Raw genomic sequence first — 19377 nt, forward strand, 5'->3', positions numbered from 1 at the left:
TTTATGACAACAGCAAGACTCAGTCCGGCAGCGTTTCGCGCGCAGCTAGAGCAACGGATTTTTATTCTTGATGGCGCTATGGGCACTATGATCCAGCAACATCAGTTAGATGAAGCAGGCTATCGCGGTGCAGAGTTTGCCGATTGGCCTACCGATTTAAAAGGCAATAACGATTTACTGGTATTAACCCAGCCGGCGTTAATTGCCGAGATACACCGCCAGTATTTGTTGGCGGGCGCCGATATTATTGAAACTAATACTTTTAATGCCACGACCATTGCTATGGCTGATTATCAAATGGAACAGCTGTCAGCACGAATTAATCATGAAGCTGCGGCATTAGCGAGGCAGGTCTGCGATGAAATCACCGCGCTCGATCCGACTAAACCAAGGTACGTCGCCGGCGTGTTAGGGCCGACTAACCGCACAGCCTCTATTTCTCCTGATGTTAACGATCCTGGTTTTCGTAATGTTAGCTTTGACGAGCTGGTGGTTGCTTATACTGAATCGACTCATGCGCTGGTTGCTGGTGGTGCGGACATTATTATGCTGGAAACCATCTTTGATACCTTAAATGCAAAAGCAGCAGCCTTTGCCGTGTTGCAGGTATTTGAAGAGTTAGGTTTTGCGTTACCTGTGATGATTTCAGGCACTATTACCGATGCCTCTGGACGCACCTTATCCGGTCAGACCACAGAAGCCTTTTATCACTCTTTAGCCCATGTTGAGCCAGTGAGTTTTGGGCTTAACTGTGCGCTGGGTCCAGATCTATTAAGGCCTTACGTGGAAACCTTGTCTGGTATTTCACAAGCCTTTGTCTCGGTACACCCTAATGCCGGCTTACCGAACGAATTTGGTGAATATGATCTTGGGGCAACCGAGATGGCGGCAGAAATTGGTGATTGGGCTAAACAAGGCTTTTTGAACATTGTCGGTGGCTGCTGTGGTACTACCCCTGAACATATCAAAGCGATTAGTGAGGCGGTAAAACATGCCCCTCCGCGCCAGCCTAAAGCGGTTGATCATAGTTTCCATTTGGCAGGATTAGAAGCCTTTTCGGTGGAGTGGTAATGCGACAACAAGCACGATTTATCAATATTGGCGAGCGGACGAACGTTACCGGCTCGGCTCGTTTTAAAAAATTGATTTTAAAGGGCGATTACGAAACTGCACTGGATGTAGCCCGGCAACAAGTCGAAAATGGCGCCCAGATCATCGATATCAACATGGATGAAGCCATGCTCGATAGCAAGGCCGCCATGGTGCGTTATCTCAGTTTACTGGCTTCTGAACCCGATATTTCCCGGGTACCCATTATGGTTGACTCCTCGAAATGGGAAGTGATCGAAGCCGCACTAAAATGTATCCAAGGCAAAGCGGTTGTTAACTCCATTTCGCTAAAAGAAGGTGAGGCTCCTTTTTTACAGCAAGCTCGTTTATTACGTCGCTATGGCGCGGCCGTGGTAGTGATGGCGTTTGATGAAAAAGGCCAAGCGGATACTCGAGCGCGAAAGGTAGAAATATGTCAACGCGCTTACGCCATTTTGACAGAGCAGGTGGGGTTTCCACCCGAAGATATTATTTTTGATCCGAATATCTTTGCTGTAGCCACAGGCATAGAAGAACACAATAACTACGCCGTCGATTTTATCGAAGCCACTCGCGATATCAAACGTCTTTGCCCCTATGCCAAGATTTCCGGTGGGGTGTCGAATGTGTCTTTTTCGTTTCGTGGCAATGATGCCGTGCGCGAAGCGATCCATTCGGTCTTTTTATACCATGCCATCGCCGCGGGCATGGATATGGGCATTGTCAATGCTGGTCAATTAACCGTTTATGATGATATTCCAGAATTACTGCGGGAGCGGGTTGAAGATGTCATTCTAAATCGCCGATCGGATGCCACTGAACGCTTGTTGGATATTGCCGCTGAATTTAAGGGTGATGGCAGTGTTGCAGAAAAAGTGGATGATGCCTGGCGTAGTTTGCCAGTAGGGAAGAGACTGGAGCATGCGCTAGTCAAAGGTATTACCGATTTTATCGATATAGATACCGAAGAAGCTCGGCAACAGGCAGCAAAGCCACTGCATGTCATCGAAGGCCCGCTGATGGATGGCATGAATGTCGTGGGCGATTTATTTGGTGAAGGTAAAATGTTTTTACCGCAGGTGGTAAAGTCGGCCCGGGTAATGAAAAAAGCCGTGGCCTATTTGCAACCTTTTATTGAGCAAGAAAAAGAAGGTGGCCAGGCACAAGGTAAGGTGTTACTGGCTACCGTAAAAGGCGATGTACACGATATCGGTAAAAATATCGTCGGTGTGGTGCTGCAGTGTAATAACTTTGAGGTAATCGACCTTGGGGTGATGGTATCTTGTGCTGAGATCTTGCGTGTAGCCAAAGAGCGCAATGTAGATGTCATTGGTTTATCTGGTTTGATTACCCCGTCTTTAGATGAAATGGTGCATGTCGCAAAAGAAATGACCCGTTTAGGTTTTACAGTACCACTACTGATTGGCGGTGCCACTACCTCAAAAGCCCATACTGCGGTTAAAATTGCACCGCATTATCAACATGGCGTAGTCTATGTACCCAATGCTTCTCGCAGTGTCTCGGTTGTGCAATCTCTGATCAGCGCGGATAATAAACCCGACTATCTGGCACGGGTGAGCGAAGAATATCGCATTGCCGTAGAGCAGCATCATCGCAGTCGCCCCGGTGAAAAAATGCTTAGTTTGGCAGAGGCAAGAGCTAACCGCTTCCCGCTGGACTTAAGCAAAGTGGCTGCACCACCTAAGCAACCTGGTGTTCATTACTGGCAAGACGTTGATTTACAGGTATTAAGAGACTATATCGACTGGACGCCGTTCTTTTTAACCTGGCAGTTGTCGGGTAAGTATCCCGCGATTTTAAACCATCCGGAAGTGGGCCTTGAAGCGCGTAAAGTGTTTAAAGACGCCAATGCTTTGTTAGATCATATGATTAGCCAACAGCAGATCTCCGGCAAAGCCGCTTTTGGTTTTTTCCCAGCCAATAGTGACGGCGATGACATTATTATCTATACCGACGACAGTCGGCAAACTGAGCGTTGCCGTTTGTATGGCTTACGGCAACAATTGGCGCTGCGCAACAATGCGCCCAATTGTTGTTTAAGTGATTTTATCGCGCCTGCAGGCTCTGGTATTGCTGACTACGTTGGCGCTTTTGCGGTAAGTACCGGTTTTGGTGCTGATGAGTTTGCCGCTGAATTTGCTAAAGCGCATGATGATTACAATAGCATTATGGTAAAAGCGTTAGCCGATCGTCTGGCCGAAGCCTTAGCGGAATACTTACATATGAAAGTGCGTCGCGAATACTGGGGTTATGTTGCCGAAGAGCAGTTGGACAATGAACAACTGATTCGGGAGCTTTATCAGGGCATTCGACCGGCACCAGGCTATCCTGCTTGCCCAGAACATACCGAAAAAGGCACCTTGTTTGATTTATTAGACGTAACCGCGCAAATCGGCATGCAGTTAACGGAAAGTTATGCCATGTGGCCGGGAGCTGCGGTCAGCGGTTGGTATTTTGCTCATCCCGATAGCAAGTACTTTGCGGTAAGTAAAATTGATGCTGCGCAAGTAGCTGATTATGCTGCACGCAAAGGTTGGGATTTAGCAACGGCTGAAAGTTGGTTGGCACCGAATATCCGCTAAAGTTTGCCCAATGCTAGAACACAGCCGCCTTTATGGCGGCTTTTCTTTGGCTAAGTGGTTTTTTCAGTGGCTGCCACTCTTAATTAATGGCTTTTTACAGTATGATAAACGGCAATGTACTGGTGCTAAACCAGCTTAAGGTTTCGGAGTAAGTGTGGACAACCCTTTTCAGATAAAACTTATTATTCGGCGTGTGAAGGCGACAACGGCCATTGAATGGTTGAAACAAGCGTGGGAAATTTTTAAACAATATCCTTTCGTATTTATTCAAATGATTTTACTGACGATCGTTTTGACCTTTCTGGCAAGTCTAAATTCCATCACACTCTTTGTCGCGGTGTTGGCATCGCCTTTTTTTACCGCCGGTTTTTATAAAGCCGTGGTAGGTGTGCAGCAACAGCAAAAAATTGGTATCGATTGGTTATTTAAACCTTTTACTGAGCCAGCTATACGGCGCATTTTAATTTTAATTGCGTCGGTAAATTTTCTAGTATCTGTGCCTTTAGTACAGTTTCGAGAAAAAATACATGCTGCTATTGAGCTTGCTCAAGAGACTGGGGTGCAAGATCCGGCAACGGCTTGGCAACTTATTTTATTATTGGCTGGCTTATTATTAAGCACTATGTTGTTTGCCTACGCTGTTGCTATCGCCTACTTTTTGAAAGAACAACGTATCAGCAAGATCTTACAAGCCAGTTTTCTGGCATGCTGGCGAAATATGGCCGCTTTAGCGTTATTTGGACTGTTGAGTCTAGGACTCATCACCCTTACTATACCCACTATGTTGCTAGGATTAATCGTGGTAGTACCCGTACTGCATATCGCGTTTTTCTTATCGTTTAACGAGCTGTTTGCATTGCAAGTTAAACCACAACAAGACGGTGTGTTAGAAGTGTGATTATAGATCAACAAACACTGAGAAAAGCCGCGCTAAACTATTTAAGCCGCCGCGATTACAGTCGGGCAGCGCTGGCTACAAAATTAAAGCAAAAAGGCGCGACAGCGTCTGATATAGCAGCGGTACTCAATTGGTGCCATGAGCAAAACTATCTGAATGAAGAGCGTTTTTTGCTAATGATAGTACGAAATCGTTGCCAGCAAGGCTATGGTTACCGTTATATTTTGCAAGAGTGTCGCCAGCATCAGTTAACTGAACAACAATTAGCAGCCGTTATCGCAGCCGAAGCCATCGATTGGTGGCAATTAGCTAAGCAAGCATATCAAAAAAAGTATGCTGATAAAGCGATAGCGGATTATCAAGACAAAGTAAAACGTATGGCTTATTTGCAACGCCGCGGTTTTAGCAGTGAGCAAATCCGTGCGGTGTTCGACCAGAATGATTAACCGATAAATAAACAGGATTTTTCATGAGCATGACATCTGCCGCGATCCGGCAAGCCTTTTTAGACTTCTTTGCTAGCAAAGATCACAGTATCGTTTCCAGCAGCTCGCTGATCCCAGGCAATGATGCCACGTTATTATTTACCAATGCGGGCATGGTGCAATTTAAAGATGTATTTTTAGGCCAAGATCAGCGTAGTTACAGTCGTGCCGTTTCAGCACAACGCTGTGTTCGTGCAGGTGGTAAACATAATGACTTAGAAAATGTTGGCTATACCGCTCGGCATCATACGTTTTTTGAAATGCTGGGTAATTTCAGCTTTGGTGATTACTTTAAACAGGATGCTATTCGCTATGCTTGGGAGTTTTTAACCGACGTGGTTAAGCTACCGAAAAGTAAGTTATTGGTTACCGTGTATGCAACTGATGATGAAGCTTACAACATTTGGCTAAATGAGATTGGTGTACCAGCTGATCGTATTGTGCGGATCGGCGATAATAAAGGTGCGCCTTATGCCTCTGACAACTTCTGGGCGATGGGTGATACCGGACCTTGCGGTCCTTGCACCGAGATTTTCTATGATCATGGTGAGCATATCTGGGGGGGGCCTCCTGGTTCTGCTGAAGAAGACGGCGACCGTTTTATTGAGATTTGGAACATCGTTTTTATGCAATTTAACCGTTTAGCCAGTGGTGAGATGTTACCATTGCCTAAACCTAGCGTTGATACGGGTATGGGGCTGGAGCGGATTGCGGCCATCTTACAACATGTGCATAGTAACTATGAAACAGATACCTTTGTGGCCCTAATTAATGCTGCTGCCGAGGCTACTGCTGCCAAGGATCTGCATGATAAATCGTTACGCGTCGTCGCCGATCATATCCGTAGCTGTGCTTTCCTGATTGCGGATGGCGTAATGCCCTCGAATGAAGGTCGTGGTTATGTCTTGCGCCGTATTATTCGCCGGGCAGTACGTCATGGCAATAAGCTGGGTGCGCAAGGCGCCTTTTTCTATAAACTTGTTGCGGCTTTGGTCGCGCAGATGGGCGAGGCTTATCCTGAGCTGGTAACCAAACAAGCGATTATCGAAAAAGCCCTAAAACTGGAAGAAGAGCAGTTTGGTAAAACCCTTGAGCGCGGTTTGCAAATTCTGGATGAAGAATTAGCCGCATTAACAGGCACTGAAATTCCAGGTGAGCTAGTATTTAAACTGTATGATACTTATGGCTTTCCAGTAGATTTAACCAATGATGTGGCACGCGAACGTAATCTGACGATTGATCAAGCCGGCTTTGATACTGCCATGGCACAACAACGGAAAAGAGCGCAGCAAGCCAGTAATTTTGGCACGGACTACAACCAGCAATTAACCTCGACACATCAAACAACCTTTACTGGTTACACCGAGCATTTTGGTAATGCGGTCGTGGTTGAGATCCTAAAACAGGGCCAGAACGTATCAGAATTGGTCGCTGGTGATACGGGGTTAGTCATTTTAGATGCAAGCCCGTTTTACGCTGAGTCGGGTGGTCAGGTTGGTGATACCGGCACTTTAACTTTGGCCGATGGCACGGTTTTCGAGGTACAAGATACCCTGAAAGTTGCTAAAGCCTTTGCGCATCAAGGTGAGTCGCAAGGTACTATTCGTGTCGGTGACCAAGTTCAGGCAGAAATTGATGTCAATAGACGGAATGCGATTCGTAAGAACCATTCGGCTACACATTTGTTACACGCCGCCTTGCGCCAGGTATTAGGAGAGCATGTTACCCAAAAAGGCTCCCTGGTAGGGCCTGAGCGTTTACGCTTTGATTTCTCGCATTTTGAAGCGGTTAAAGCCAATGAGTTGCAGCAAATTGAGCAATTGGTCAATCAGCAGATCCAACTTAATTTACCGCTGCAAACGCGTGTAATGCCCATTGAGGCAGCAAAAGCCGCAGGTGCTATGGCCTTATTTGGTGAAAAGTACGACGATGAAGTACGTGTACTTAATATGGGTGAGTTTTCGATTGAACTCTGTGGTGGAACCCATGTCGATCGTACAGGTGATATAGGTTTATTTAAAATTGTCAGTGAAGGCGGTATCGCCTCGGGTGTAAGACGTATTGAAGCTGTTAGTGCAGCAGGTGCCGTTAGCTATGTGCAGCAACTAGAACAGCAAGCCATGCAAGCGGCAAGTCTGTTAAAAGGCGATGTGTTTAGTTTAAGTGAGCGTGTGCAACAAACATTAGATAGAAGTAAAACGCTGGAAAAAGAAATTGAGCAACTTAAAGCAAAGTTAGCCAGTCTTGCAGGTGCCTCATTAACTGATAATGTGTTACAGCTTGGTGCAGTAAAAGTATTGGTACAACAGCTTGAGCAAACCGATGCGAAAGCGTTACGCAATGTGTTAGATGAACTAAAAAATAAGCTGGGTAGTACCGTTATCTTGTTAGCAACAGTAAATGATGACAAAGTTAGCTTAATTGCTGGGGTAAGTGCTGATTTAACTGCTAAAGTACATGCAGGTCAATTAGTTGCTTGGGCAGCAAACCAAGTTGGTGGTAAAGGTGGTGGTCGTCCAGATATGGCTCAGGCGGGCGGAACTGATGCTACCGCATTGCCTAGCGTATTAACTGCGGCGATTGACTATATTAAAGAGCGGCTATAACGCGATTTCGATATAGTTAGTTTCACAGGAAGTTTTCCAATTAAAGCTGCGCTGTTGTATTATACAGCGCTAATAAATAGTGCAGTGACAGACCACTGCTAATGACAGGCAAAGGAGCAAACGAATGCTAATTCTTACGCGTCGAGTTGGTGAGACCCTAATGATTGGTGATGAAGTTACCGTTACGGTATTAGGTGTTAAAGGTAATCAGGTTCGCATTGGCGTAAATGCACCTAAAGATATTTCTGTACACCGTGAAGAAATCTATATGCGTATACAGGCAGAAAAAGATACTAACGGCGGTAGCTTTAACGAGACAGAATAAGTTGTCCGATTAATGGCAGACATTGTGGTTATTTTGCTGTTTTTGATTTTTCTAGCTAAATAACCAACAATCTGCTTAAAAGGTCGGCAAACGCGCTTTTAGTTCTTAAAAATTGTTTGACTTATTTTCCTAAGACATTAATATACACGCCGCAACACAGTGCGGAGAAATGGCCGAGTGGCTGAAGGCGCACCCCTGCTAAGGGTGTATAGGGGAAACTCTATCGAGGGTTCGAATCCCTCTTTCTCCGCCATTTTTCAGATGGACGCATAGCTCAGCTGGATAGAGTACTCGGCTACGAACCGAGCGGTCGGAGGTTCGAATCCTCCTGCGTCCGCCATCTGAAATGGGATGTGATAAGCACTCAGCAATAATGCTAAACACAGTGCTATAAAAAGTGTGAAAATTATAAAGTAAGCAACACCCCGGACGCATAGCTCAGCTGGATAGAGTACTCGGCTACGAACCGAGCGGTCGGAGGTTCGAATCCTCCTGCGTCCGCCATATTCGAAGAAACCCGCTTAGGTTAACACCTTGCGGGTTTTTTGCTTTTTGCTGCAAGCTACTGACGCAGGAGGTGAGAACCTCCGTTAGGTTCGGCCAATTTGCCGGGAGCAAATTGGGACAGCATTTAGCTGGCCCGAAGGGCAGGCGGCAGGATAGCCGCCTGCAATCCCTGCGTCCGCCATATTCGAAGAAACCCGCTTAGGTTATCACCTTAGCGGGTTTTTGCTTTTAGCAGATTTTAGATTGGCGTAACGCCCTTAGCTGGGTAGTAATTTTCTCCACCGGCTTCGAGGATCACATCCCTGTGCCCACTCAGCCTACGCAGCATCCTTGCTGCTGTTACAAAAATTCTACCGCAGCCAAGGGCTTAAATTAGATTAGTGAGCTATCGGGCTAAACAGAAATCGAACGAGGTGGTAAACGCATAGTACACTTTGCTCGGGGAGGTGTTTTTCAGGGATGAAAAACACAAATTCGTCAGGAACGAATTTGAACAGCGCTTGCGCTGGCCCGCAGGGTAAACTTCAGGATGAAGTTTATAACAGCCCCCATGGATGGGTTCACAGCGTGCCCCGACAAAGTTGTACGGCGCGTTTAGCCACCGGATGCACCAATCTAGAATCTGTGTAACGTTAAAGAAACCGCAGATTCAAGCTCGCAGCAACGCCCTTAGCAGGGTAGTAATTTTCTCCACTGGCTTCGAGGTTTTTTCTGTTAGATCGTTTCAGTCGAGCCGTCAGGCTGCTTACAGCCGATATTGCACACAAAGACGCCGTGAATACCTCCTTGTAGGGGTTACAAACTTCATCCATGAAGTTTGCCCTGCGGGCCAGCTAAAGCTGTTCAAATTTGCTCCAGCAAATTTGTCTGTCCGGCATCCATGCCGTACACGCTTTGTTTAGCAATATCGGCTCGCTGCCTGACTGCATTGGTTGATTCGAAGCGATCGTGAAAGAATAGTAAGGTGCAAACGAAGTAGTTAACGTATAGCATACTTTGCTCGTGGGTGAAACTTAGCCACCGGATGCTCTAATCTAGAATCTGCGTCAATTGAATTAATAATTCAAAATAGCTAAATAAAAATTGCAAACTGTTTTTTTTTGATATTTTTTTGTTGATTTTTGTCGATGATTATAGAGGAAGTTCGTATTATGAAAAAATCTTTATCCGTATTGAGCCTTGCTGCTATAACAGTATTTTTTTCTGCTTCCAGTTATGCAGATAAAGTTACAGTTAATGGCATAACATATGAATGCTCTAATACTTGTAGTATTGATTTAGGCCCTCCTACAACAATACAAGATTGTTGTGCTGGGACAGTCGCAAGACTCAGACGTGATGCAATTATTATTGAACAGCCTCAATAAATAAGCACTGAGCTAGCTGTTTGTATTGGTTATTAGTGGTTGCAAGCAGCTTGAAAATTCTAGTCATTGGAAGATCATTTATGAAAAAGGTGAATTCAGTAATACTCGTATGCGCTGTGTTGATAACTTCGGTATTTTTCTATCGAATACATAACACAAATAATAGTCATGCTTTTGTCACTGATGGTGACAAAAACTATACAGAAACAGCAGAACCTATAGCACCTGTTATTAATCAGCCTAGTCAATTAGTCACCGATAACGATAATTCGCTTAATGTTGAACCACCTACAAACGTATACTCTGAAAGTGCGCTAAGCAATAGCAACTCTCCGGAAGAAAAAATCTCACCTTTAGAAAGTATTCTGGATAGCTTAGCTGCTTCCGAAGGTGGTTTGTCTTATTCCACTGCCGAGGTGGCTTTTCAATTATCCGACTTTGATGCCTTAATCTATTCTCTTGCCAGTAAAGGAACGAGCGGCTCATTCGATCAAAACTTTCGTGATTCATTGCAGGAAGCGACTAAATTTTCTACCAGTGTGATACAGAGAAGTATGGGTTGTAATGATAAAATTTGTGCCGCTGTTGTCGATTATTCAGAACAGGGTGATATAGATGATTTTTACAAAAATCTGATGGAAAGTATTAAGCAGCCAGTAAGTATTGTCACGCAGCCAGTTGAGATTAATGGGGTGAAAGAGCTACGCATTTTGATTAATTATAATAATGCCCAGTTAGTCTTAGATTAAAACTTAGTTAGATTAGTCTAGTATAGGTAAAAAAAGTTAGCTAGTTAGTCTTGAGGCAGTTGTTATTTTATCGTAGCGCTTATTGGTATCCACAGCCGTCCTAAAATATGCTATAACAACACAATCTGCCGTGATCTTATTATCTCGGAAATTCTGTGTTAGCCACCAATAGCTCAGCCATTAGCACACCGTTTACAACAACAGCACCCACCCAAGACGCTGAGCTGGTGCTATGCCGGCATTGCGATTTGTTACAGCACTTGCCGCAACTGCAAGAAGGTGAGCAGGCGCATTGTCTGCGTTGTGATCATCAGCTTGATGTAAGGCAGCCTCAGCCGATTTTAAGGCCGGTACTTTATGCGGCGTCTGCGCTCTTTATGATGCTGCTGACCAACCTCTTTCCGTTTGTCAGCTTGGGTGTGGCTGGCAACCGCAGCGAAATGCACTTTTTTGATACGGCAACGGTACTGTTTAGCGAATACCATCAAGCCTTAGCGATACTGGTTTGGTTATTTATTCAGGCAGTACCGGCTTTTTGTATGTGTGCGGTAATTTATCTCAAATTAGGTATGCTAGTTAAATTACCCGCACGGATTTGGGTGGCTCGAGTGCTTTTTATGCTCAAGCCTTGGAGTATGGTGGATATCTTTTTAATGGGGCTGTTAATCAGTTTTGTTAAGCTAGTGGCGAATACCGATATCTCCTTGGGCTTAAGTTTTTGGGCCTTTTGTCTGTTTTGTTTATTACATTTACGTACCTTCCAAGTGATTGATCGACATGAAATGTGGTCGAAAATAGCCCCTGCACCCAAGCCTAAAGTGCAGGCGGTTGCGGGGCAAAGTGGGTTAGCACAACAGTTAAAACTTTGCGCTTGTTGTACGGCTGTTGTGGCCATGACCGAAAGCCATTGTCCGCGTTGTGCTAGCCGAGTGTATCCCAGAGTCCCAGCTAGCTTGCAGAAGACCCTAGCGTTGTTGTTTGCGGCTTGTATTTTGTATATACCAGCTAATTTATTGCCTATTATGCGTACTGTGTCGTTTGGCAATATCACCGACTCAACGATTATCAGCGGTTTTTTGCTGATGTGGCAGGATGGCGAGTACCCAGTGGCATTGGTGATTCTCTTAGCCAGTGTCATAATCCCGGTGTTAAAAATCCTTGTGATGTTTTGGCTGTGTTATCAAACACAACAGCCAAGACGTACGAAAGGTAAGTTTAGTAGCCAACTTTATTTATTGGTAGATTGGGTTGGACGCTGGTCTATGGTCGATGTGCTCGTCGTCGCTATTTTGGCCACACTGGTGCGTTTCGATTTACTGATGAGTGTTTTTCCAGGTGTTGGCGCGCTGGTATTTGCCGCGGTGGTCGTGATAACAATGTTAGCAGCCATCTGTTTTGACCCGCGTTTACTGTGGGATCAGCAGAGGCAACAAGGAGAGGAAGTGTGACAGAAGCGCAGTTACCACAAGCCAAGATCAAGCACATTCGGCAATGGTCACCGATTTGGATCGTGCCGATTGCCGCATTATTGATAGGGGCTTGGATGCTGTTTAACCATTTTCAGCAGCAAGGCGAAATGTTGCTGTTAATTGCTGAGGATGCTGAAGGTATCATTGCCGGCAAAACCCAAATTAAAAATCGTAGTGTCGATGTGGGGCAGGTGGTGTCGGTAGAACTGAGCAAAGATCTTAATCAGGTCATGATCAAAGCGCGAATGAAACCGAATGTGACGCCACTATTAAACGAAGACTCGCAATTTTGGGTGGTGAAACCGCAAATTGGCCGTGGTGGCGTGACGGGGTTAAATACCTTACTCTCTGGGGCCTATATTGAACTGCAACCCGGTGATTCAACCTATATTCGGTTAACCCATCCGCTCTTAAATACTCCACCCGTCGCACCGGCAGATGCGCCTGGGGTTCGTGTTCGTTTACAAACGTCTGACACCAGCGGCTTAGCGGTGGGTGATCCGGTGTTATACCGAGGCTATGAAGTAGGGACTGTGGAAAGCAGTGATTTTGACTTAACCGAACGTCGCACACATTACCAGTTATATATCCGACAGCCTTATGATGCCCTAGTGACAGAAAATGTCAGATTTTGGTTAAGTAGTGGCGTTTCTATCGATTTCTCAGCAGAAGGTTTAGCTGTTGATATTGGCTCGGCCGCGACCTTGCTGAGTGGTGGTGTCAGTTTTGATGTGATGGATGGTTGGCCAGCGGGCTCGGCTGCCAAAAGTGGTGCTGAGTATCAGTTATTTCCTGATCGGCAAAGCATTCAAGAGGGGATGTATCATCAATTTGTTGAATATTTGGTTTTCTTTGACGAATCGGTACGCGGTTTAAAAGCGGGAGCGCCAGTAGAATATCGCGGCGTACGCGTAGGAACCGTCACCAGTGTGCCTTTTTTCTTTGCGATGGAGAAGCCTTTCGAAGTGTCTTTAAATCAGGGCATACCGGTGTTAATTCGCGTCGAGGCGGGACGTTTATATGAAAATCTGAGTTTAGCGCAACTAGGGCAAGAGTTAGACCTCGCCATACAGCGTGGTTTACATGCTATCTTAAAGACGGGCAATTTACTGACGGGTTCGCTTTATGTCGATTTGGATATCAACAGCGATCTTTTAGTGGATGCTAAGCTGCAGCAACTTTATTCTGAGCAGGTTTTGCTAAGTCAGCAGGCGGGGTATCCGAGCTTACCTTCCGCGCGAAGTGGCTTAAGTAATATTGAACAGAAAGTCCTTACCGCCTTAGATAAGATTAATAATCTGCAGCTAGAGCCCTTTTTGGCTCAGGGCCAAACTACCTTGGCCGCGACAGAGCAATTACTTGAACGGAGCGAAGTGCTGATTAACAGTTTGCAGCAGTTAGTTGCTAAACCGGAATTGCAGCAATTGCCCAGCGACATACAGCAAAGTTTAGCCGAGATTCGTCGGGCTTTAGCGGGTATTAGCCCAGGCTCTGTCGCATATGATCGCGCCAATAACAATTTGCAAATGCTCGATCAAGTATTACGTGAACTGCAACCCGTATTAAAGCTACTCAATCAGCAAAGTAATGCGCTGTTAATTAATGCCAGTGATAATGCCGATCCTGAGCCAAGGAAAGCTAAAGAATGAAACTTACCGCGATAGTCTCTTGCACCTTGTTAGTTTGTTTGGTGGGTTGTAGTAGCCCTACTAATGATATTCGCTATTATCAGTTGGTTACGAAAACGCCCTTGCAGGTAAATAATGAAATACAACAACCTCTTACCGTAGCGCCCATCAAGGTGGCCAATTATTTAAATGGCAGTGGGTTGGTGTTACGGCAATCGGCGGTGGAGTTTAATGTTGCACGCCAGCATTTATGGGCTGATGCGTTAGAACAGCAATTACAACGGCAGCTACTCGAGTATCTATTGTTAGCGCTCCCCAACCAGACTATCACCGCCTTTAACACTCCGGGTGCTCGGACTCTACAGTTGGATATTCATCGGTTTTATGCCGATGAACAGGGGCAAGCCACCGTAAGTGGTTACTATACGCTTAGCTCAATAGGCACCGTTACCAGCACCCCTTTTGCTTATCAGGTTGCTTTAGCTGACGATGGTTACCCCGCTATGGTGCAAGCGCTTAGTCAGGGGTGGCAGCAGCTATTGCAAGATTTGGTGATGGCTTTAACTGCCGACCAAACGGAAAAAGAGTAGCACTTAGCCAAAGCTTTTTAGATCAGTAAGCTGTGTTGTTTAAAACAGTCACAGCTTTAGCCATTTTTACTGCAGCACTTATCCAATCACACCCATTTAGACGGCTAGAAATTTAAATGTCTTTATGGTTGCTTGTCTAGCGCAATTCGTATACAAATATCAATACTAAACATCACTGGAATTTATTTTCGTGGATGGCTGCTTTGCGCCATACTGTAAAAATAAACTTACGTGTGCTGTCCGGCGGGGTGCTGTTTAGTTGCTAACGTGCCCGGTAGCATTTATGGAGAAATATTGATGGTTGCAGACTTACTGTTAGAAGCCGCGGCTTTAATGTTCATCGGTATGGTGAGCGTTTTTGCGTTCTTATTTGTACTAGTTTTACTTTTGCAATTAATGAGTAAGACGATCCAACGTTTTTTCCCCGTTAAAGTGCAGGATAAAACCAGCAGCACGGAAACGGTTTCAGATAATGTCTCTCCAGCGATTATTGCGGCCATTAGTGCTGCAGTACATCAATACCGCCAAAAACAATAAACTGACCAAGAGGATATTGGCATGACGAAGCCCTTATTATTAACCGAATTGGTGTTGCGTGATGCACATCAATCTTTGTTGGCTACACGCTTACGCTTAGAGGATATGTTACCGATAGCCAGTAAGCTGGATAAAGTTGGCTATTGGTCAGTGGAATCATGGGGTGGCGCAACCTTTGATGCCTGTATTCGCTATTTAGGTGAAGATCCTTGGCATCGTATTCGAGAATTAAAAAAGGCCATGCCCAACACCAAGCAACAAATGTTGCTGCGTGGTCAGAATTTGCTGGGTTATCGGCATTATGCTGACGATGTCGTCACGCGTTTTGTCGAGCGGGCACACGATAACGGTGTTGACGTTTTCCGCATTTTTGATGCGATGAACGATATCCGCAACTTACAAACTGCAGTGCAGGCCGCCATTAAAGTAGGGGCTCACGCTCAGGGCACCATTTCTTATACCGTAAGTCCCGTTCACGGCGTAGATATGTGGGTCAATATGGCTCGGCAGTTAGAAGATATGGGTTGCGACTCTATTTGTATCAAAGATATGGCCGGTTTATTGAAACCCTATGATTGTGAAGAGTTAGTTACCCGTATTAAAGAGGCAGTGAAGATTCCTTTGGCGATGCAATGTCATGCGACGACAGGATTAAGTACCGCTACCTATCAGAAAGCGGTAGATGCCGGTATTGATATGCTCGATACGGCGATCTCTTCGATGAGTATGACCTATGGTCATAGTGCTACAGAGACGTTAGTGGCAATTACCGAAGGTACTGAACGTGATACAGGGCTAAATATGGAACTGTTAGCGGATATTGCGGCTTACTTTCGTGATGTGCGGAAAAAATACGCCCAGTTTGAAGGTTCATTAAAAGGGGTTGATGCCCGAATATTGTTAGCACAAGTCCCTGGTGGCATGTTGACCAATATGGAAAGTCAGCTAAAAGAGCAGGGGGCTTTGGATAAACTTGATGAAGTACTAAAAGAGATCCCACGAGTGCGCGAGGATCTGGGATTTATTCCCCTAGTGACCCCGACATCGCAAATTGTTGGCACTCAAGCCGTATTAAATATCTTAACAGGAGAGCGTTATAAAAGTATTACCAAAGAAACGGCCGGTGTACTGAAAGGGGAATATGGTGCCACACCTGCCCCCGTTAACGCGGAGTTACAGCAAAAAGTGCTGGCAGGAGGCACGGCGATTACTTGTCGTCCAGCTGATGTGTTAACGCCTGAAATGGCAAAGTTAACTGCAGAGCTCACTGAGCTGGCGCAAACTGAACATATCGATCTTGCCGCTGACACTGTGGATGACGTTTTAACCTATGCATTATTTCCGCAAGTGGGTTTGAAATTCCTGAAAAATCGCAATAATCCCGCTGCCTTTGAGCCAGCACCTGGCGTTGTAATAGAGCAACCTGATACCCCCACAGTCAAAGCCGCGGTAAGTCAAACTGGTCCTGCTGCCTACAGTGTCAGAGTCGATGGTAAAGTTTATGAAGTCGAGGTCGCACCAACCGGCGAATTAAGCAGTGTGAAGCCAGTGGTATCAGAAAATATTCCAGGCAGCGCTTCGGTTACCGGCAGTGCCACCTTAAATGCGCCTTTAGCCGGTAATATCTGGAAAATTGTGACCAAGCCCGGCGCGAGTGTTAAGCGCGGTGATGTGGTGATCATTATGGAAGCCATGAAGATGGAAACGGAAGTGCGAGCGGTGTCGGATGGTATCGTTGCCAAAATTCATGTGGCCGCTGGTGATACTGTCACCACCGGTGATGTGCTGATTAGTTTCGATTAACCCAGGCGGGTGATAACAAGGATTTCTGATGGACGCGATTCAGACGCTAATTGCTTCAACTGGCTTGGTGCATTTTACACTAGGCCAGGTGGTTATGATGCTGGTTGGGGTAGGCTTACTTTATCTGGCGATTGCCCGAGGTTTTGAACCTTTATTATTACTGCCAATAGGTTTTGGTGCGATTTTAACCAATATTCCACTTGCCGGTATGGGGGAGCCTGGGGGTATTCTTTATCTGTTTTATGATTTAGGCATTGCCTCCGGTTTATTCCCACTGCTGATTTTCCTCGGTGTTGGCGCTATGACCGACTTTGGTGCCCTGATTGCCAATCCGCGCATGCTGTTTTTAGGTGCTGCAGCACAATTTGGCATCTTTGCTACCATGTTTGGTGCTATTGCCCTTAACTGGATACCCGGTTTAAGTTTTACGTTAAAAGAAGCTTCTGCTATTGCCATTATCGGTGGGGCTGATGGTCCAACCGCTATTTTTCTGGCATCACGCTTAGCGCCAGATTTGTTGGGGGCCATTGCGGTCGCGGCATACTCCTATATGGCGTTGGTGCCGTTGATCCAACCACCGATAATGCGTGCTTTAACGACTGAAAAAGAACGTAAAATTCAGATGACGCAACTACGCGTAGTCAGTAAGCGTGAAAAGATCGTCTTTCCATTGCTGTTATTGTTACTGACTATTTTATTATTACCCACAGCAGCGCCATTAATTGGAATGTTTTGCTTAGGTAATTTGATGAAAGAGTGTGGTGTAGTCGACCGTCTAAGTAAAACAGTACAAAATGAGTTAATCAATATTGTCACTATCTTTTTGGGCTTAGCGGTTGGTTCGCGGTTAAGTGCAGAGTTGTTTTTAACCACGCAAACGCTCGGTATTCTCGTGCTTGGCATGGTGGCTTTTGCCATAGGTACTGCAGCGGGTATTTTAATGGCGAAATTAATGAGTAAGTTCTCTACACAGCCGATTAACCCCTTAATTGGTTCTGCAGGCGTTTCTGCAGTGCCCATGGCGGCTAGGGTATCGAATAAGCTTGGTTTAGAAGCGGATCCGCATAACTTCTTATTAATGCATGCTATGGGTCCGAATGTTGCCGGCGTTATCGGTTCGGCAGTTGCGGCGGGGATCTTATTAGCACTAGTAGGCTAACTTGCTGCCAATAAAAAAAGGTGCTGCGGCACCTTTTTTTATTGGCGGCCTTCGTAGTACTTTAAGGCAATTTCTAGCAGCTTTTTGTTATGCTTTCACCTAGTTTGCCTCGGTTTGTGCTGCATTATGATGAGATTGCTGCGCGAGATAAGCTTGTTGTTGGCTTTGTAATTGCGCCAACACCACATTGGCTTGCTGTAAAAAAGCCTGGCGTTCGGCACCGCCCAGTGGCGTTGCCTGCGGTAATTTCACAGTACGCGGATTACGATGTACGCCATTTTGCAAAAATTCGTAATGCAAATGCGCGCCCGTTACTCTGCCTGTTGCGCCTAAGCGGCCAATGGTTTGCCCTTGCCGCACTCTATCGCCACTTTTAACATCCCTTTTGGATAAGTGCAGATATTTCGTGACAATATTATTGGCATGTTGGATAAACACATAATGGCCATTGACGCTGTTATAAGCCGAGTGGGTAACACGACCATCTCCTGCGGCCATAATAGGAGTGCCGACAGGCGCAACATAATCGGTGCCGTTATGGGCACGGACCGTGCCTAAAACCGGATGCAAGCGGCGTGGGTTAAAGTTAGAGCTAACATATTGAAAACTCACCGGCGCTCTTAAAAAAGCCTGACGCATGCTCTCGCCATCAGGTTTATAATAATTGCCATCCGTATGGCGGATAGCTTGGTAAACTTGCCCCTGATTGCTAAATTGCGCAGCGATAATCTGGCCACGACCTAGATATTCGCCATCGACATACTCAGCATTAAAGATCACACTAAAGCTATCACCCGCACGAATATCTAAAGCAAAATCAATATCCCAGCCAAAAATACCGGCGAGTAACATAATTTGTGCTTCACTAAGTCCGGCGTTTAAACCGGCAGCCCAAAAGCTGCTGCGGATCTTAGCGGTGGCAAATTGCTGGCGCGCTTCAATCGTTTTTTTTACTTCAGCAACCTGAAAACGCCCATCTGCTTGTCGGCTGATCTCCAGCGTGGTTAAACGATCTACAGCGTAGCGTAATTGTTGTAATTGCCCTTGCTCATCCAAACCAAATTCTAATTTTTCGCCAGGAAACAACCGAGTTAAGGTGCGGGTTGATTTGCCCAAATCCAAAATCTGTTGCATGGTTTGCTGGTTAACACCGGCTTTGCGAAATAACGACGCTAAAATGTCCCCCGTTTGTACTTCAAGTACGGTCCAAGTAAGCCCAAATGCAGCTAGAGGCAGATCGTCAAGGCTTTCATCAAGCTCTGGCAATACTGTAATCGGCGCTTCAGTGGGTAAATCGAGTGGAACAGTGTAACGTTTACCCACTTCCAAGGCATTGCTTTCATTCGCCCTTGAAGCAGAGGCTTGTTCTGAGGGCAGTAACAGAATCACCGCAATAAAAAGCGATACCAACAAAATAAGTAGGCGATGACGAGAAGGCAGTTGAGCAACAAAATGGGGCATACAGCAAAGACTATCTAAAAGTGCACAAAAAGCGAGCATATACCGTTTTTTTCGGAGATACCAGACTTTTGTGCGTTTCCCCCTGCCGGAACATGCTATAG

Annotated in this window: 15 protein-coding genes and 3 tRNA genes; 17 read left to right on the forward strand and 1 reads right to left on the reverse strand. The window is 45.7% G+C overall.

Features of this window, described 5'->3' with window-relative positions:
- The first annotated feature begins 3 nt into the window (after window positions 1–3).
- From ACO1PK_RS10860 to ACO1PK_RS10940, 17 genes are all read left to right on the forward strand, one after another.
- Window positions 4–1071, forward strand: coding sequence for a homocysteine S-methyltransferase family protein (locus ACO1PK_RS10860; RefSeq protein WP_423185656.1), 1068 nt, complete (start codon window positions 4–6; stop codon window positions 1069–1071).
- Entirely contained in the window at window positions 1071–3692 is a 2622-nt protein-coding gene (metH, locus tag ACO1PK_RS10865; RefSeq protein ID WP_423185657.1) for a methionine synthase, read from the forward strand. Before ACO1PK_RS10860 ends, metH begins: the two co-directional genes overlap by 1 nt.
- A gap of 154 nt (window positions 3693–3846) precedes the next feature.
- Window positions 3847–4590 (forward strand): hypothetical protein, encoded by a 744-nt coding sequence (locus ACO1PK_RS10870; protein WP_423185658.1) that lies wholly within the window; start codon window positions 3847–3849, stop codon window positions 4588–4590.
- Entirely contained in the window at window positions 4587–5036 is a 450-nt protein-coding gene (locus tag ACO1PK_RS10875) for a regulatory protein RecX (RefSeq protein WP_423185659.1), read from the forward strand. The genes ACO1PK_RS10870 and ACO1PK_RS10875 overlap by 4 nt, the downstream gene beginning before the upstream one ends.
- Before the next feature lie 29 nt (window positions 5037–5065).
- Entirely contained in the window at window positions 5066–7681 is a 2616-nt protein-coding gene (gene alaS / locus ACO1PK_RS10880) for an alanine--tRNA ligase (RefSeq protein ID WP_423188203.1), read from the forward strand.
- 124 nt (window positions 7682–7805) lie between these two features.
- Window positions 7806–8006 carry a carbon storage regulator CsrA gene (gene csrA / locus ACO1PK_RS10885; protein WP_423185660.1) on the forward strand — a complete coding sequence of 67 codons (201 nt, stop codon included), beginning with the start codon at window positions 7806–7808 and terminating at the stop codon, window positions 8004–8006.
- Between the two features lie 163 nt (window positions 8007–8169).
- A tRNA-Ser gene (locus ACO1PK_RS10890) sits at window positions 8170–8259 on the forward strand.
- 10 nt (window positions 8260–8269) lie between these two features.
- Window positions 8270–8346, forward strand: a tRNA-Arg gene (locus ACO1PK_RS10895).
- An 87-nt stretch (window positions 8347–8433) separates the two neighbouring features.
- Window positions 8434–8510 (forward strand) — tRNA-Arg (locus ACO1PK_RS10900).
- Window positions 8511–9664: 1154 nt separating this feature from the next.
- Window positions 9665–9880, forward strand: a complete 216-nt coding sequence (locus ACO1PK_RS10905; RefSeq protein WP_423185661.1) for a hypothetical protein — start codon at window positions 9665–9667, stop codon at window positions 9878–9880.
- Between the two features lie 80 nt (window positions 9881–9960).
- Window positions 9961–10629, forward strand: a complete 669-nt coding sequence (locus ACO1PK_RS10910; protein ID WP_423185662.1) for a hypothetical protein — start codon at window positions 9961–9963, stop codon at window positions 10627–10629.
- 155 nt (window positions 10630–10784) lie between these two features.
- The gene (locus ACO1PK_RS10915) at window positions 10785–12077 is read left to right on the forward strand and encodes a PqiA/YebS family transporter subunit (RefSeq protein WP_423185663.1); all 1293 of its coding nucleotides are present in this window, start codon (window positions 10785–10787) and stop codon (window positions 12075–12077) included.
- Window positions 12074–13747: an intermembrane transport protein PqiB gene (gene pqiB, locus ACO1PK_RS10920; protein ID WP_423185664.1), complete on the forward strand. Its 1674-nt coding sequence runs from the start codon at window positions 12074–12076 to the stop codon at window positions 13745–13747. Before ACO1PK_RS10915 ends, pqiB begins: the two co-directional genes overlap by 4 nt.
- Window positions 13744–14316: a PqiC family protein gene (locus ACO1PK_RS10925; protein ID WP_423185665.1), complete on the forward strand. Its 573-nt coding sequence runs from the start codon at window positions 13744–13746 to the stop codon at window positions 14314–14316. The genes pqiB and ACO1PK_RS10925 overlap by 4 nt, the downstream gene beginning before the upstream one ends.
- Before the next feature lie 297 nt (window positions 14317–14613).
- On the forward strand, window positions 14614–14853 hold the full coding sequence (locus tag ACO1PK_RS10930; protein ID WP_423185666.1) for an oxaloacetate decarboxylase subunit gamma: 240 nt from the start codon (window positions 14614–14616) through the stop codon (window positions 14851–14853).
- A 21-nt stretch (window positions 14854–14874) separates the two neighbouring features.
- Window positions 14875–16656, forward strand: coding sequence for a sodium-extruding oxaloacetate decarboxylase subunit alpha (gene oadA / locus ACO1PK_RS10935; protein ID WP_423185667.1), 1782 nt, complete (start codon window positions 14875–14877; stop codon window positions 16654–16656).
- Between the two features lie 28 nt (window positions 16657–16684).
- Window positions 16685–17815, forward strand: coding sequence for a sodium ion-translocating decarboxylase subunit beta (locus ACO1PK_RS10940; RefSeq protein ID WP_423185668.1), 1131 nt, complete (start codon window positions 16685–16687; stop codon window positions 17813–17815).
- 99 nt (window positions 17816–17914) lie between these two features.
- Here ACO1PK_RS10940 and ACO1PK_RS10945 read toward each other — a convergent pair whose 3' ends face one another.
- Complete coding sequence (locus tag ACO1PK_RS10945; protein WP_423185669.1) at window positions 17915–19276, reverse strand: peptidoglycan DD-metalloendopeptidase family protein; 1362 nt, start codon at window positions 19274–19276, stop codon at window positions 17915–17917.
- Window positions 19277–19377: the final 101 nt, after the last annotated feature.

It is taken from the genome of Alishewanella sp. d11 (assembly GCF_049390205.1).
GTDB lineage: Bacteria > Pseudomonadota > Gammaproteobacteria > Enterobacterales > Alteromonadaceae > Alishewanella.